Raw genomic sequence first — 14,577 nt, forward strand, 5'->3', positions numbered from 1 at the left:
TCGGGTGGGGCTGCCCCTTCAGGGGCGCGGGGCCGCGACACATGCGGCTCCGCCGCACGGGTGTGCCCAACCACCCAGCAACAGCGGCAGCGACCGGGTCAGGCTTTCGCGAAGGCCGCCACGACGATGTCGGCGAGGAGGGCACCCGCCGTGCCGTCCGGGTCCAGGTCGGGGTCGTAGATGGTGACGTTGAAGCCGACGCAGCTCGGGGAGCGCACCAACGGCCGCAGCAGCGCGATCAGTTCGTCGGGCAGCAGCCCGTCGGGGTCGGGGCTGTCGACGGCCGGCATCACGGACGGGTCGAGCACGTCGGCGTCGAGATGCACCCAGAAGCCGTCCAGATCCGGCACTTCGAAGGTCTGGGCGGTGACCTGGGCCAGGTCCGCCGGACCCCACTCACGCACATCACCGACCGTGACCGTGGGGATCTTCAACGCGGCAAGCTCGGCCCGCTCGTCCTCGAAGTAGTCACGGATCCCGAAGAACCGTACGTCCTCGTCGCGCAGATAGGGCTTCAGCCCCTCCATGTCCGTCAGGTCCTCCTGCCCGCGCCCGGTCGCCAGGGCCACCTCTTCCCCACCGGCCGCGCCGATCCGGTCGGAGTTGCCGGGGTGCCGGAAATCCGGCGAGGCGTCCACCGCCGCGAGCCCGTACCGCCCGATGCGGCGCAGCGCGAGCGAGGCGCCGAGCTGGATGGAGCAATCGCCGCCCAGGACGACGGGCAGCTCCCCGGCCCGGACATGGCCCTCGATGCGGTGGGCGAGCTTGCGGGTGTACGCGGCGATCGCGGCGGCGTTGAAGACACCGTCGCCCTCCTGCCAGTCACCGCGGTCGTAGCGCGGCGGTACGACCACGCCGCCCTCCAGAGCGTGCAGCCTCCGCACGATCCGCTGCTCACGAAGGGCGCCGGCGAGCTTGTAGCAGCCCGGCACGGTGCCCGGGGCCGGCGGGCGAAGACCCAGGTTCGACGGGGCGTCCAGGACGACAAGATTCCGCATGGGACTCATGTTCGAATCATATCGGCGGTGATGGCCCAGCGTTCGTGGTCCCGCCAGGCCCCGTCGATGTAGAGGAACTCCGGCGAGAAGCCCTCGAGCCGGAAGCCGCAACGCCGGGCCAGCGCGATCGAGGCGGCGTTTCCCGGCTGCACATTGATCTCCAGCCGGTGCAGACCGAGCCTGCCGAACGCGTACCGGACGACCAGATCGAGCCCCTCGCTCATGAGCCCGCGCCCGGCCGCGTGCGCGAACGCCCCGTAACCCAGCGCCCCGCACAGAAAGGCACCCTCGACGATGTTGTTGACGTTGATGAACCCGGCGATCCCCCCGCCGTCCTTCTCGCACACCAGGAACCCGGCCTTCGTCGGATCCTCGATCAGCCGCCCCGCGTACGAGGAGTAGGCGGCGGTGCTGGTCGGCGGGAAGAGCCAGGGCTGGTGCAGTTGCTTGCTCTCGCGCACCCGGGCGGTGAACTCGGCGCCGTCCTCGTGGGTGTAGTGGCGTATGCCCACGCGCGGGCCTTCTGCGAGGTACTCGGTGGTGCCATGCATCCCGTCACCGTACGCGGCCCGTCATCCTCGCCGCTTCATGAAATACGCCCCGCACAGCGCCCCGATCACCGCCGTGCCGAGCAGCGCCATCCACAGGGGCATGGTGACCTCGGGAATCAGCAGGCGGATCTCGGTGGTCCGGGTGTTCTCGAAGATGAAGATCAGAGCGAGAACGGCCAGCGCGACGACGGCGACCCGGCCGGGGGTCATCAGATCCCTGACGCCGGTCCGGCCGCCGCTCCTGACGCCGGTCCTGCCGCCGCCACTGCCGCTCCGCGAGGTCTTCGGGCTCATGCGATCAGGATGGGCTCAGGAGCGGGGGTCACGCGCGGTGAGCGGTTCCTCCGGGTGAGGCATGGGGCCGCCGGAGTGACCCACGGGCGCCTCACGGCCTCAGGGTTCCCACAGACATCACAGACATCACAGTCGTCCCGGGTGTCACGCCAGCGCCGGCGCGTCCAGCGTCAACGTCCCCGTCCCCGTCCCCGCCCCCGCGTCCAGCTCCGCCCGCACCCCGAACGGAATCGTCAGCGCCCCTTCGCAGTGCCCGAAGCCGAACTCCTCGACGATCGGCACCCCGAGTCCGCCGAGCCGGTCGAGGACGAGCGCCCGCACCCGGTCGTACGTGTCGCACCGCTCCCAGGAGCCGAGCAGGACCCCGGCGATCCCGTCGAGCCAGCCCGCGCGCAGGAGTTGGGTGAGGTAGCGGTCCAGGCGGTACGTCTCCTCGCCCACGTCCTCCAGGCAGAGGAGCCCGCCGCGCGCCGAGGTCCTGGCGTGCGGTGTGCCGAGTTCGGCGGCGAGCAGGCACAGGCAGCCGCCGAGGAGGACTCCCCGGGCCCGGCCCGGGACCAGCGCGCGTCCGCCCGACGCGATGGTCCGTACGGACTCCGGTTCGAAGAGGGTCGCCCGGAGATGTTCCTGGGCCCGCGCGTTCTTGATGAAGTCGACGCCCGCGGCCATCGGCCCGTGCAGCGTCACAAGGCCCAGCCGTGTCGCGAACGCCTCGTGCAGGGCTGTGATGTCGCTGAAGCCCAGGAACACCTTGGGGCCCGCCGCCCGCATCGCATCCCAGTCGAGCAGTTCGACCATGCGCTGTACGCCGTACCCGCCGCGGGCGCACAGCACCGCGTCCACGGTGGGATCGCACCAGGCGGACTGGAGGTCGGCGGCCCGGTCGGCGTCCGTGCCCGCCAGGTAGTCGAACTCTCCGTGCCGGTCCAGGACATGGGGCCCCACGACCGGGTCCAGGTCCCAGCCGCGCAGGGTGTCGAGGCCCGCCTGGAGGCGCTCCTCGGGCACGGGCCCGCTGGGCGCGACGACGGCGACACGGGCGCCGGGAGCCAGCCGCCGGGGTCTTACGAGTTCCTTCACTTGGCGAGCTCCAGGGTGGGGATGCCGGGCGGATTCAGGCCGAAGACCTGGGCGTACAGGGAGAGTTCGGATTCCAGGACCCGCACCATCGTGTCGGCGCGCCGGAAGCCGTGGCCCTCGCCCTCGAAGGCGATGTAAGCGTGCGGCACCGGCCGCGCGCGCTCTTCCATCCTGGCGAGGAAGCGCTCGCACTGTGCGGGCGGGCAGATGACGTCGTCGAGGCCCTGAAGGAGCAGGAAGGGCGCGGTGACGCGGTCGGCGTGCTCGGTGGGCGAGCGCTCGGCGTACCGGCCGGGGACCTCGGCGAGCGGTCCGACGAGGCTTTCCAGGTACTGGGACTCGAAGTCGTGGGTCTCGCCGGTGCCCCAGCCCGCCAGGTCGAGGATGGGGTAGAGGATCGTCCCGCAGGCGTACACATCGGTGCTCACCAGCGAGGCGGCACTGGTCCAGCCGCCCGCGCTGCCGCCGCGGACGGCGAGCCGGTCGCGGTCGGCGGTGCCCTCCTCGGCGAGGGCGAGCGCCACGGCCGCGCAGTCCTCGACGTCCACGACACCCCACTGCTCGCGCAGCCGGTTGCGGTACTCGCGGCCGTGCCCGGTGGATCCGCCGTAGTTGACCTCGGCGACACCGATACCGCGCGAGGTGAAGTAGGCGATCTGCAGGTCGAGGACGAGCGGGGCGCGGCTCGTGGGGCCGCCGTGCGCCCAGACGACGTACGGCGGGAGTTCGTCGCCGGGGGCGACATGGCCGGGGTGGTGCGGCGGGTAGATGTGCGCGTGGATCTCGCGCCCGACGGGCCCGGTGAACGTACGGATCTGCGGTTCCGGGTAGTAGGCGGGGTCCACCGGGTCGTCGTGCGCGGCGCCGATGACACGGGCCCGGCCGGTACGGGCGTCCAGTTCGACGACCTCGTAGGCGCTGCGCGGGCTGGCGGCGATGGCGGCGACGCGGCTGCCGTCGACCGCGAGCGTGGGCGAGTACTCGGTCCACGGTCCGGCCGCGTCGACGACCTCGCCGGTCTCGGGGTCGAGGATGCCGAGCGCGGTGGCGCCCCGGCCGTGCACGACGGCGATCAGCCCGCTCTCCAGTGGCGCGAACCAGCGTCGGCCGATCGTCCACAGCGGCCCGCCGAACTCCTCCTCGCGCGGGCAGAGGGGCTCGGCCGGCCCGCTGTCGGAGGCACGGTAGAGGTTCCACCAGCCGGTGCGGTCGCCGGCGTACAGGAGGGACCCGTCCGAGGCCCAGTCGACCTGGGCGATCGACTCGTCGAGGCCGCCCGCGACCGGCCGGGCCTGCCGCAGCGTTCCGTCGGGGGCCACGTCGGCGACCATCAGCTCGGTGCCGTCCCACGGCATCCGCGGGTGGTCCCAGGCGAGCCAGGCCGCGCGCAGCCCGTCGGGCGAGACCCGCGGCCCGGTGACGAACCGGTGCTGCGCGTCGGTGAGTTCGCGGACGGCGTCCCGGTCCTGCTCGGCCGAGCCGTTCAACGGGACCGCGGCGACGACCCGTCGGACGTCGGTCGGCCCGTCGCCGGTGAACTCCTCCAGTACGCACCAGACTTCGCCGAGCTCCAGGTGCAACTGCGGATCCACCCACCGCAGTCCGCCGCCCACCAGCGACACGGGCGTGAGGGGCCGCGGTTCGCTGTCCGGGACGGCGGGCTCGTACGCGTACAGCCGCTGGTCGGCGAAGTTGACGAAGACGACCAGCGGGCCGTCCGCACCGACCGCCCCGGTCCAGGGCTGTCCGCCGTACTCGATGACGCGGCTGCGGACGTTCCAAGGGGCGGGCAGCACCGACTCCTCGGTCCTGTCGGCGCGCCGGCGCACCAGTGTGCGGCGGCCGCCCTCGGTGGGCCGGGGCTCGGTCCACCAGACCTCGGCGCCGACGAAGCCGACGTAATCGGGGTGTCCGTCGTGCGCGGCGGCGAGCGACGCGTCGATGGGCGAGGGCCAGGAACCGTAGGCCAGGGTCTGCACGATGTCCCCCATATTTCCCTAGGCCGTGCGCAAAAAGCGGTCGAGAACGCGGACGCCGAAGTGGAGCGCCTCGACCGGCACGCGCTCGTCGACCCCGTGGAAGAGGGCCTGGTAGTCGAAGCCCTCGGGGAGCTTCAGCGGCGCGAACCCGTATCCGGTGATGCCGAGGCGCGAGAACTGCTTGGCGTCCGTGCCGCCCGACATGCAGTACGGCACGACATGCCCCTCGGGCGCGAACTCCTCCACGGCGGCACGCATGTTGGCGTACGTCGTCGAGTCCACCGGCGCCTGCAGGGCCACCTCACGGTGGTGGAACTCCCACTCCACGTCCGGTCCGGTGAGCTGGTCAAGGGTCGCGCGGAACTCGTCCTCGGTGCCGGCCAGATAGCGCCCGTCGACGTGCGCGACGGCCTCCCCCGGAATCACGTTGATCTTGTAACCGGCGTTGAGCATGGTGGGGTTGGCGCTGTTGCGCACGGTGGCTTCGACGAGTGCGGCGGCGGGGCCGAGCTTGTCGAGGAGTCCGTCCACGTCGTCGAGATCGGGCTCGACTCCATACAGCGCGGCGAGTTCGGTGAGCGCCGCGCGGACCGTCGGGGTGAGCCGTACGGGCCACTCGTGGGCGCCGATCCGCGCGATCGCCTCGGCGAGGCGGGTCACCGCGTTGGCGCGGTTCACCTTGGAGCCGTGCCCGGCCCGGCCGCGAGCGGTGAGCTTGAGCCAGCCGGTGCCGCGCTCACCGGCCGCGACGGGATACAGCTCGCGGCCGCTGCCGTCGTGGAAGGTGAACGCCCCCGACTCGCTGATGCCCTCGGTGCATCCCTCGAAGAGTCCCGGATGCTCGTCGGCGAGGAAGCCCGAGCCGTCCTCGGCGCTCGCCTCCTCGTCGGCGGTGAAGGCGATGACGAGGTCCCGACGGGGGCGTACTCCGGCACGCGCCCACTGCCGTACGACCGCGAGGATCATCGCGTCCATGTTCTTCATGTCGACCGCGCCCCGGCCCCAGACGACTCCGTCACGGATCTCCCCGGAGAACGGGTGCACGCTCCAGTCCTCGGCCTGCGCCGGTACGACGTCCAGGTGACCGTGGACGAGCAGCGCGTCGGCTGACGGGTCGGTGCCCTCCAGGCGCGCGACGACGTTCGTACGCCCCTTGGTGCGCTCCAGGAGGGTCGGTTCCAGGCCTGCCTCGGCGAGCCGTGCGGCGGCGTACTCGGCGGCAGGCCGCTCCTGGCAGTCCCCGCCGCCGCGGTTGGTCGTGTCGATCCGGATGAGGTCGGAGGTGAACCGGACGACCTCGTCCAGCGCCTGCTCGTCGACCGTGCGCTCGTCAGCCATACGTCTCCTCCACGGCGGCCGAGACGATCGTGGTGACCGCCTTGAAAGTACGGATGCCCTCGTACATGGTCTGGCTGGTGTACGCCACCTTCCGCTCCCCGGTGCGCTCGACGCCCGGGACGACGGTGGCCGCCATCGCGAGGTGCTCGGCGTCGAATTCCAGGGCCACGGTGAAGGGGCCGGCCTGGGCGGGCTCGTGCCGCACCGCGAGCGGCACCGCCTCCTTGGCCGCCGCGCGGATGTCGGAGGCCGTACGCGCCGGTGTGCGGCACACGGCCGCGTACCGGGAGACATGGTCCTTGACGGCGACCTTCAGCGCCTCGGGGGCGTAGCCGAGCGCGTCCTCGCAGGCCACGTCGTCGCCGGTGACGAGGACGACGGGGACGCCGTACTCGGCGACGACGTGCGCGTTGAGCAGGCCCTCGCTGGCGCGTTCGTCGTTGATCCAGACGCCGGTGATCGAGTTGGCGAGATAGGTGTGGGCGAGAACGCCTTCCATGCCCGCTCCCGCGTGGTAACCGACGAACGCGATGCCGTCGACGTCTCCGTGCTGCACGCCCTCCACCATCGACAGCGACTTGTGCCGCCCGGTGAGCATCTGCGCCCGCTCGTCCAGTTCCTCCAGGAGCAGATTGCGCATGGTCCAGTGCGCCTCATTGATGAGGACCTCGTCGGCGCCGCCGTCGAAGAAGCCCAGGACCGCGGCGTTCACGTCCGAGGTGAACATCGTCCGGCACCGCTCCCACTGCGGTGTGCCCGGCAGCACGTCGGCCGGCCAGGTCACCCCGGTGGCGCCCTCCATGTCGGCGCTGATGAGGATCTTTACCATGCTCCAGTTGTATCGCAGTCCGGAGGCACCCCACAGGGCCGGGTGGTCAGCCGGACGAACCGACCGAAACCTTCACTCGGCCGTCGGCGTACTCCTTCTCCACGGTGATCGTGGTGCCGTCGAGGCCGGTGAAGACCGGGACGCCGGGCCGGGACGGGATCGTCGTCTCCACTCCGTTCATGTGGAAGGCGAGAGGGGAGGTGGGCCTGTGGCCGAAGGGCGCGTCGTAGGACTGGAGGCGGCCCCGGATCACGGCCCCTGAGGTGTCGCGGGCGGGCTCGGCGTGTGCGTCGATCGGCAGGATCCGGCCATGACCGCCGTTCGCATGGGTTTTGTTGTCGCGGTACTTGGTGTTCCAGAACCAGATCAGGATGCCGGTCTCATAGTGCAGCCGCTCCTTGAATCTGGGACTCGCGGAGTGCCGACCCAGCTGGAACGGCCCCGACTTGAGGTACCTGTCCTCGCCCACGTACTGGCGGTTCTCGACGACGTAGTAGCGGGCGTTGCCTTTCGCGTCCGCGGGGAGCTTCACCAGGAGGGCTTCCTTGCCCGGCGTCGCGGAGTCCACCGACAGTGGGTTCAGGGTGACGGCAGAGGCGGTTGCGGCGGTGGAGGCATCGAAGGTCGCGTGGTCGAGCCAGCCGAGCCGGAGCTTGGCCCAGGCGCCCAAGTCACCCGGGTGGACGGCTAGTTCGTCCCCGTCGGAGAGCAGCGAACCCTGCGCCATGGCCGACCAGAAGCCGGTGGAGTTCTCGCCCCCGGAGGTGTCGTACAGATCGGGCAGGCCCAGGTCGTGGCCGTACTCGTGGGCGAGGGTGCCGAGTCCCCTGTTCTCGTTGGTCATTGTGTAGTCGTTGACCCAGATGCCCGAGTCGCCGACCTGACTGCCGCCGTCCTTGTTTCCGCCCGCCGGGCCGAGCGTGCCGGCGCCGGTCTGGAGGTGGCTGACGGTGCCGCGGTGGGAGGCGATGGCGTCGGTGCCGTGGACGCCTCCGCCGTTGGTCTGCGACTCGCCCGCGAACATGAGCATCACGCGGTCGAGGTAGCCGTCCGGTTCGTCGAGGATCCCGTCCCGGTCGAAGTCGTTGCGGTCCCAAGTGTCGTAGGTGGCAAGGTACTTGGCCAGCGAGGCGGCAGTCCTGCCCGTGCCGCGCTGGTCCTCGTACCACTGGTTGAGGCCGTCGGTGACGAGCTGCTCGTTGCAGTAGTACGTCGAGATGGCCTTGCCGTTCTTCCGGCAGGCATCGGTGCCGTAGTGCGCGAGGGAGTGGCCGACGCGTGTCCAGTCGTGGACGGTGCCGGTGATCGAGTAGGCGCCGCTGGACTGCCGTCGGTAGTACGACCTGAGGGTGTCGCCCGTGCTGTCGGCGGTGCCGAAGATCTGCCGCTGGTAGTAGGCGCGGCTGTAATCCGGGGCCCACACCGTGGAGTTGTCGGTGCTGCGGTCGGGCTCGGGGATCTGGTTGTGCGCGTGGTCCGCGAACTCCACGGGCAGCACGAAGATCCGGTCCGTGGTCGGCAGTTCGCGGTCGGGCGCCCAGGTGGAGGCGGCCGCCTGGACCGCGTCACCGGAGGCATGGACAGCCAGTGCCGCGGCGACGGCGACCAGGGATCTTCGGATGCGCTTGCTCAACGTGCGTCCTCACTCGGGGGCGGCACTCAGGAGAGCATGCGGGTGCGGGCGGGGCGGGCTGCCGTGCAGCGTGTCGCCGTCGAGGTCACTCCTCGGTGGCGCCGGGGGTCACTCCTCGGCCGCCCACAACCCCCGTACGTGTCCGATGTGACGGGTCATGACAGTCCGTACCGCCTCCGCGTCGCGCGCGATGAGCGCGTCGAGGATCTCCAGGTGCTCCGCGGCGGAGTCCTCCAGACGACCCGCTTCGACCAGGGCCTGCAGGCCGTAGAGGCGGGAGCGCTTGCGGAGGTCGCGGACCACCTCGACCAGGTGCTCGTTGCCGGCGAGGGCGAGGAGGCCGAGGTGGAAGCGCATGTCCGCCTCGACGTGCGCGATGAGGTCACCGGTCGCGGCCGCCGTGACGCTCTCCCGCGCGGCCGGACGCAGTGCCTCCAGGGCGGCCGGGTCGGCGGTGGCGGCGAGTGCCACGGTCGTGGGGATCTCGATGAGCGAGCGGATGTGCGTGTACTCGTCGAGCTGTTTCTCGGAGACGGCCGTGACCCGGAAGCCCTTGTTGGGCACGGTGTCGACCAGTCCCTCCTTGGCGAGGTCGAGCAAGGCCTCGCGGACGGGCGTTGCGGAGACACCGAAGCGGGCGGCGAGGGTCGGCGCGGAGTACACCTCGCCCGGGCGCAGTTCCCCGGCGATCAGGGCGGCCCGCAGGGCGTCCGCGACACGCTCGCGGTAGCTGGGCTTCTTGCCGCCCAGCGTGGGCAGGGCGGGGGTGCTGGTGCGCTGGGCGGGCATCGGAGGGTCTCCTTGAGACGTACAGGGGTGGAGCGGGGGCTCTAGAGGACGAAACCCGCGGGGAACGGGTCGCTGGGGTCGAGCAGGTACTGGGCGGTGCCGGTCACCCAGGCGCGTCCCGTGAAGCTGGGCAGCACCGCCGGGATCCCGGCGACCTCGGTGGTGCCGAGGAGCCGGCCACTGAAGTGGGTGCCGATGAAGGACTCGTTCACGAACTCGGTGTTCAGGGGGAGTTCGCCGCGCGCGTGCAGCTGCGCCATGCGCGCGCTGGTGCCCGTACCGCAGGGCGAACGGTCGAACCAGCCGGGGTGGATGGCCATCGCGTGCCGTGAATGCCTGGCCGTCGAGCCGGGGGCGATCAGATGCACGTGGTGGCAGCCGCGGATGGAGGGATCCTCGGGGTGGACGGGCTCCCCCTCGGCGTTGACGGCGTCCATCAGCGAGAGCCCGGCGGCGAGGATGTCGTCCTTGCGGGCCCGGTCGAAGGGCAGCCCGAACTGGTCGAGCGGCAGGATCGCGTAGAAGTTCCCGCCGTACGCCAGGTCGTAGGTCACCGTCCGCCCGTCGGCGAGCTGGATCTTGCGGTCGAGGGCGACGGAGAAGGACGGCACGTTCTGGAGCGTGACCGCCTTGGCCGCACCGTCCTCCACCGCCACCTCGGCGACGACGAGTCCGGCCGGGGTGTCGAGGCGGATGGTGGTCACCGGCTCGACGACCTCGACCATGCCGGTCTCGACGAGGACGGTCGCGACCCCGATGGTCCCGTGCCCGCACATGGGCAGATAGCCGGACACCTCGATGTAGATGACGCCGTAGTCGCAGTCGGGGCGGGTGGGCGGCTGCAGGATCGCGCCGCTCATCGCCGAGTGGCCGCGCGGCTCGTTCATCAGCAACTGCTTGATGTCGTCGCGGTGTTCACGGAAGTAGAGGCGGCGTTCGTTCATCGTGGCGCCCGGGACCGTGCCGATGCCGCCGGTGATCACGCGGGTCGGCATGCCCTCGGTGTGCGAGTCGACGGCGTGCAGGACGAGTTTGCTGCGCATGGGGGCTCCCTGGGGTGAGGTCTCCTGAGGGTGCGGAGGGGCGGCTCAGGCGAGCCCGGCGGCTACAGCCCGCTCGGTGGCCTCGCGCACCGCCTGCTCCTGCTCGGGAAGGAGCGGCACGCGCGGCGCCCGTACCGGACCGCCGTGCCGTCCCACGATGTCCATGGACAACTTGATGGCCTGCACGAACTCGGTCTTCGAGTCCCAGCGAAGCAGCGGGTGCAGCTGCCGGTAGAGCTTGCCGGCCGTCTCCAGGTCGCCCCTGAGCGCGGCGCGGTAGAGCTCCACGCTCGCGGCGGGCAGCGCGTTCGGGTAGCCGGCGACCCAGCCCTTGGCGCCCGCGACGGCGAGTTCGAGGAGGACGTCGTCGGCGCCGATCAACAGGTCGAGTTCCGGGGCGAGTTCGGCGATGCGGTAGGCGCGGCGTACGTCGCCGGAGAACTCCTTGACCCCGTGGATGTACCCCTCGCCGTGCAGCTCGGCGAGCAGCTCCGGCACGAGGTCGACCTTGGTGTCGATCGGGTTGTTGTACGCCACGATCGGTACACCGGCCTTGGCGACCTCCGCGTAGTGGGCGAGGACGGAGCGCTCGTCGGCGCGGTAGGCGTTCGGGGGCAGCAGCATCACGGAGGCGCAGCCCGCGTCGCGCGCCTGCTCGGCCCAGCGGCGGGCCTCGGCGGACCCGTACGCGGCGACGCCCGGCATTACACGCTGCCCGCCGATCGCGGCGACCGCGGTCTCCACGACCTTGGCCCGCTCCTCGGGGGTCAGCACCTGGTACTCGCCGAGCGAACCGTTCGGTACGACGCCGTCGCAGCCGTTCTCGACGAGCCACGTGCAGTGGTCGGCGTACTTGTCGTAGTTGACGGAGAGGTCGTCGTTCAGCGGGAGGGCGGTGGCGACGAGGACGCCGCGCCAGGGACGGTTGCTGTCTGTCATGAGTGATCCCATCCGATCGGCAGGGTGCGGCATTTCACTGGGCTGGATTACTGGGTCCGGATTCACTGGGTGTTTCACTGGATCTGGCCGGGTTCGCGCGCGAGGACCCCGAGCGGTACGGGCCGGGCGAAGGGCCGCCGCGAGGGCGTCGCCGCACACCCCGCGAGCCCCGCCACCGCCGGGCCGCACATCCGGCCCTGGCACCAGCCCATCCCGGCCCGGGTCAGCAGTTTCACGGTGCGTACGTCCCCCGCGCCGAGTTCGTCGACGGCCTCCCGGATCGCGGCGGCGGGCACCTCCTCACACCTGCACACGACGGTGTCGTCGGTGACCTGCTCGGCCCACTGGGCGGGCGGCGCGTAGACGCTGTCGACGACGGCGAAGAACTCCCGCAGCCCGGCCCGCGCCTTGGCGGCCGAAGCGTACCAACTCCTGTCAGGAGTACGGGAGTTGAGTCGCGCGGCGATGGACAGTCCCGCGATGTTGCCCTCGGCCAGCGAGAGCACCGCGCCGCCGATCCCCGTGGTCTCACCGGCGGCCCAGACTCCTGGCACGTCGGTGCGCTGCTCGTCGTCCACGGCGACGCCCGCCCCGTCGAGCCCACAGCCGAGCGCCTCGGCGAGATCGATGTGCGGGAGCATTCCGTGGCCGACGGCGAGGGTGTCGCAGGGGATGCGCCGCTCGGTGCCGGCCCGGACCCGTCCGGCACCGTCGAGCGCGGCCACGGTCACGGCCTCGAGCCGCCCGGTGCCGTGCGCGGCGACGACGGTGTGGCGGACGTGGGCCCTGACCCAGTGCCGCGCCAACTCGGCGGCGTACCGGGCGCCTTCGGCGAGCTTGCCGGGGTGGGCGGCGAGGACACGGGCGTGCCGCGCGAAGGCCTTGGGGTCGGCGGACTCCACGAGGGCGGCGACCTTCGCCCCGGCCGAGGCGAGCCCGACGGCCACGGGCATCAGCAGCGGTCCGGTCCCGGCGACCACGGCGGTACGCCCCGGCAGCACGAGCCCGCCCTTGAGCATGGCCTGCGCCCCGCCCGCAGTGAGGACGCCGGGGAGGGTCCAGCCGGGGAAGGGGAGCACCTTCTCGTACCCACCGGTTGCGAGCAGCACGGCGTCGGCGCGGACGGCGACGGATTCCTCCTGCTCGGGGCCGAGGAGAGCGTGGACGGCGAAGACACCGGTGGTGTCGGAGGCGCCGGAGGTGGTGCCGGAAGTGTCGGACTGCCGTTCCACGGACCAGACATGATGATCAGTCAGATGCGTGACACGCCCCGCCGCGATGTGCGCCGCGAGACCGTCGCGGAGTCGTTCCCAGGTGCGCCACTGGTGGTGCAGTGCCTGGGGACGGCGGGCGCCGAGGCCCGTGGCCGGCTGCCGGTAGAACTGGCCGCCCGCCTCGGCGGCGGAGTCGACGAGCGTCACCCGAACCCCGCGTCCGGCGGCGGCGAGGGTGGCCGCGAGCCCGGCGGGGCCCGCGCCGATCACGGCGAGATGCGGTCGGTCGGCCATTCGGTCAGTCATGGTGACCGGTCCCTTCCTGGGTGCGGATCACGTCGCCGGGCTCCGCCCGCACGAGGCAAGCCCGTTGGTTCGTCCGCCCGTTGACGGTCACCAGGCAGTCGAAGCACACTCCGATGCCGCAGAAGACACCGCGCGGCTCGCCGCTCCCCCGGGTCGTACGCCAGGACGTGATGCCCGCCGACCAGAGCGCGGCGGCGACCGTCTGGCCCGGCAGAACGGTGATCTCGCGGTCGTCGAAAGTGAGGGTGAAGGCTGGTCCGGGCCGGGCGTGGACCAGTTCCAGCGGGCTGCGGGGCATCACGAGACCTCCTCGGGCTCTTCCGGCTCCTCGGGCTCTTCCAGTTCCTCGAGCTCTTCCAGTTCCTCGGGCGCCGGGTCCGCCGGAAAGCGATCGGGGCGGAACGGCGCGAGGTCCAGATCGGGGGCCTTCTCCGCCAGCACCTGTGCGATCAAGTGGCCCGTCCCGGTGGCGAGTCCGATCCCCGCGCCCTCGTGCCCGCACGCGTGGAAGAGGCCGGGCACGCGCGGGTCGGGCCCGATCGCGGGCAGATGGTCGGGCATGTACGGCCGGAACCCGAGGTAGGCGCGCATGGCCTGCACCCCCTCCAGGAAGGGGAACAGCCGGGTCGCGCCCGCCGCGAGCGCTCGGGCGACGGGCAACGAGAAGGAGCGGTCGAAGCCGACCCGTTCCCGGCTCGCCCCGATCAGCACCGGCCCCGCCGCCGTGCCCTCGACCACCGGGGAGGTCTGCAGCGCCGCCGAGTCACTGGCCACGTCGGCCACATAGTCCGCGGCGTACACCTTGCGCCGCACTCTGCGCGGCAGCGGCTCCGTGACGAGGACGAAGCCGCGGCGTGGCAGCACGGGCAGGGACACTCCGGCCAGCGCGGCCAGCTCTCCGCCCCAGGTCCCGGCGGCGTTGACGACCGCGGGTGCGTGGACATCACCACGCGAGGTACGGACGCCGCGGACCGCCCCGGCCGCCGTGCGCAGCACCTCCGTGACCGTCCAGCCGGTCCGCAGCGAGGCACCGGCCGCGCGGGCGAGGCGTACGAGATGGGCGGCGGCGAGGGTCGGCATCACCTGGGCGTCCTGCGGATAGAGAACGCCGCCCGCGAGCCCGTCCGCCAAGTACGGCTCAAGATCGTGGAGTTGCCCGGGGGCGACAGACACGGCCTCCACTCCGGCCGAGCGCTGGCCGTCGGCGAAACCCTCCAGCGCCGCAAGCCCTTCCACCCCGGAGGCGACCACGAGCCCGCCCTTGGCCTCGTACTCGACGGCCTCCGCCACCCCGGGCTCGGCGGCGATGTCGGCCCACAACCGCCCGGACAGCAGGGCGAGTTCGAGCTCGGGCCCCGGCTCCTTGTCCGAGACGAGCAGGTTGCCCTCGCCCGCACCGGTCGTACCGCCGGCCACCGGGCCCCGGTCCACCAGAACGACACTCAGCCCCGCCCGAACCGCGTACAGAGCACTGGCCGCCCCCACCATCCCGGCCCCGACGACTACAACATCGCAGGTCAGTGGCTTGGTCACGCCAGTACTATGTCACATACTTCTGTTCGGGCCAAGGGGGCGGGGGGCCAC

The 14,577-nt window shown here is 71.7% G+C and carries 14 protein-coding genes; all 14 read right to left on the reverse strand.

The annotated features are described in order from the left end of the window. Nucleotides 1-98: 98 nt before the first annotated feature. Nucleotides 99-998 carry an arginase family protein gene (locus tag GAS53_RS18055; RefSeq protein ID WP_151478678.1) on the reverse strand — a complete coding sequence of 300 codons (900 nt, stop codon included), beginning with the start codon at nt 996-998 and terminating at the stop codon, nt 99-101. Nucleotides 999-1,003: 5 nt separating this feature from the next. Beyond that, nucleotides 1,004-1,549, reverse strand: a complete 546-nt coding sequence (locus tag GAS53_RS18060; protein ID WP_151478638.1) for a GNAT family N-acetyltransferase — start codon at nt 1,547-1,549, stop codon at nt 1,004-1,006. A 21-nt stretch (nt 1,550-1,570) separates the two neighbouring features. Continuing rightward, on the reverse strand, nt 1,571-1,843 hold the full coding sequence (locus tag GAS53_RS18065; RefSeq protein ID WP_151478639.1) for a LapA family protein: 273 nt from the start codon (nt 1,841-1,843) through the stop codon (nt 1,571-1,573). Nucleotides 1,844-1,987: 144 nt separating this feature from the next. Further along, nucleotides 1,988-2,923 (reverse strand): S66 peptidase family protein, encoded by a 936-nt coding sequence (locus GAS53_RS18070; RefSeq protein ID WP_151478640.1) that lies wholly within the window; start codon nt 2,921-2,923, stop codon nt 1,988-1,990. Beyond that, nucleotides 2,920-4,914: an LpqB family beta-propeller domain-containing protein gene (locus GAS53_RS18075; protein WP_151478641.1), complete on the reverse strand. Its 1,995-nt coding sequence runs from the start codon at nt 4,912-4,914 to the stop codon at nt 2,920-2,922. The genes GAS53_RS18070 and GAS53_RS18075 overlap by 4 nt, the downstream gene beginning before the upstream one ends. A 6-nt stretch (nt 4,915-4,920) precedes the next feature. Then, the gene (locus GAS53_RS18080) at nt 4,921-6,240 is read right to left on the reverse strand and encodes a M20/M25/M40 family metallo-hydrolase (RefSeq protein ID WP_151478642.1); all 1,320 of its coding nucleotides are present in this window, start codon (nt 6,238-6,240) and stop codon (nt 4,921-4,923) included. Further along, nucleotides 6,233-7,069, reverse strand: a complete 837-nt coding sequence (locus tag GAS53_RS18085; protein WP_151478643.1) for a M55 family metallopeptidase — start codon at nt 7,067-7,069, stop codon at nt 6,233-6,235. The genes GAS53_RS18080 and GAS53_RS18085 overlap by 8 nt, the downstream gene beginning before the upstream one ends. A gap of 46 nt (nt 7,070-7,115) precedes the next feature. Next, on the reverse strand, nt 7,116-8,702 hold the full coding sequence (locus GAS53_RS18090) for an immune inhibitor A domain-containing protein (RefSeq protein ID WP_151478644.1): 1,587 nt from the start codon (nt 8,700-8,702) through the stop codon (nt 7,116-7,118). Nucleotides 8,703-8,810: 108 nt separating this feature from the next. Beyond that, nucleotides 8,811-9,491, reverse strand: a complete 681-nt coding sequence (locus GAS53_RS18095) for a GntR family transcriptional regulator (RefSeq protein WP_151478645.1) — start codon at nt 9,489-9,491, stop codon at nt 8,811-8,813. 41 nt (nt 9,492-9,532) lie between these two features. Continuing rightward, nucleotides 9,533-10,534 (reverse strand): proline racemase family protein, encoded by a 1,002-nt coding sequence (locus GAS53_RS18100; protein WP_151478646.1) that lies wholly within the window; start codon nt 10,532-10,534, stop codon nt 9,533-9,535. 45 nt (nt 10,535-10,579) lie between these two features. Beyond that, a complete protein-coding gene (locus GAS53_RS18105; protein ID WP_192583156.1) occupies nt 10,580-11,473 on the reverse strand; it encodes a dihydrodipicolinate synthase family protein in 894 nt (297 codons plus the stop codon). Nucleotides 11,474-11,547: 74 nt separating this feature from the next. After that, a complete protein-coding gene (locus GAS53_RS18110) occupies nt 11,548-12,993 on the reverse strand; it encodes an NAD(P)/FAD-dependent oxidoreductase (RefSeq protein ID WP_225858968.1) in 1,446 nt (481 codons plus the stop codon). Then, the gene (locus tag GAS53_RS18115; protein WP_151478648.1) at nt 12,986-13,291 is read right to left on the reverse strand and encodes a (2Fe-2S)-binding protein; all 306 of its coding nucleotides are present in this window, start codon (nt 13,289-13,291) and stop codon (nt 12,986-12,988) included. Before GAS53_RS18115 ends, GAS53_RS18110 begins: the two co-directional genes overlap by 8 nt. Beyond that, nucleotides 13,291-14,526 carry an NAD(P)/FAD-dependent oxidoreductase gene (locus tag GAS53_RS18120; protein ID WP_151478649.1) on the reverse strand — a complete coding sequence of 412 codons (1,236 nt, stop codon included), beginning with the start codon at nt 14,524-14,526 and terminating at the stop codon, nt 13,291-13,293. Before GAS53_RS18120 ends, GAS53_RS18115 begins: the two co-directional genes overlap by 1 nt. Nucleotides 14,527-14,577: the final 51 nt, after the last annotated feature.

Origin of the sequence: Streptomyces albicerus (genome assembly GCF_008905045.1) — a bacterium.
Taxonomy (GTDB): Bacteria; Actinomycetota; Actinomycetes; order Streptomycetales; family Streptomycetaceae; genus Streptomyces; species Streptomyces albicerus.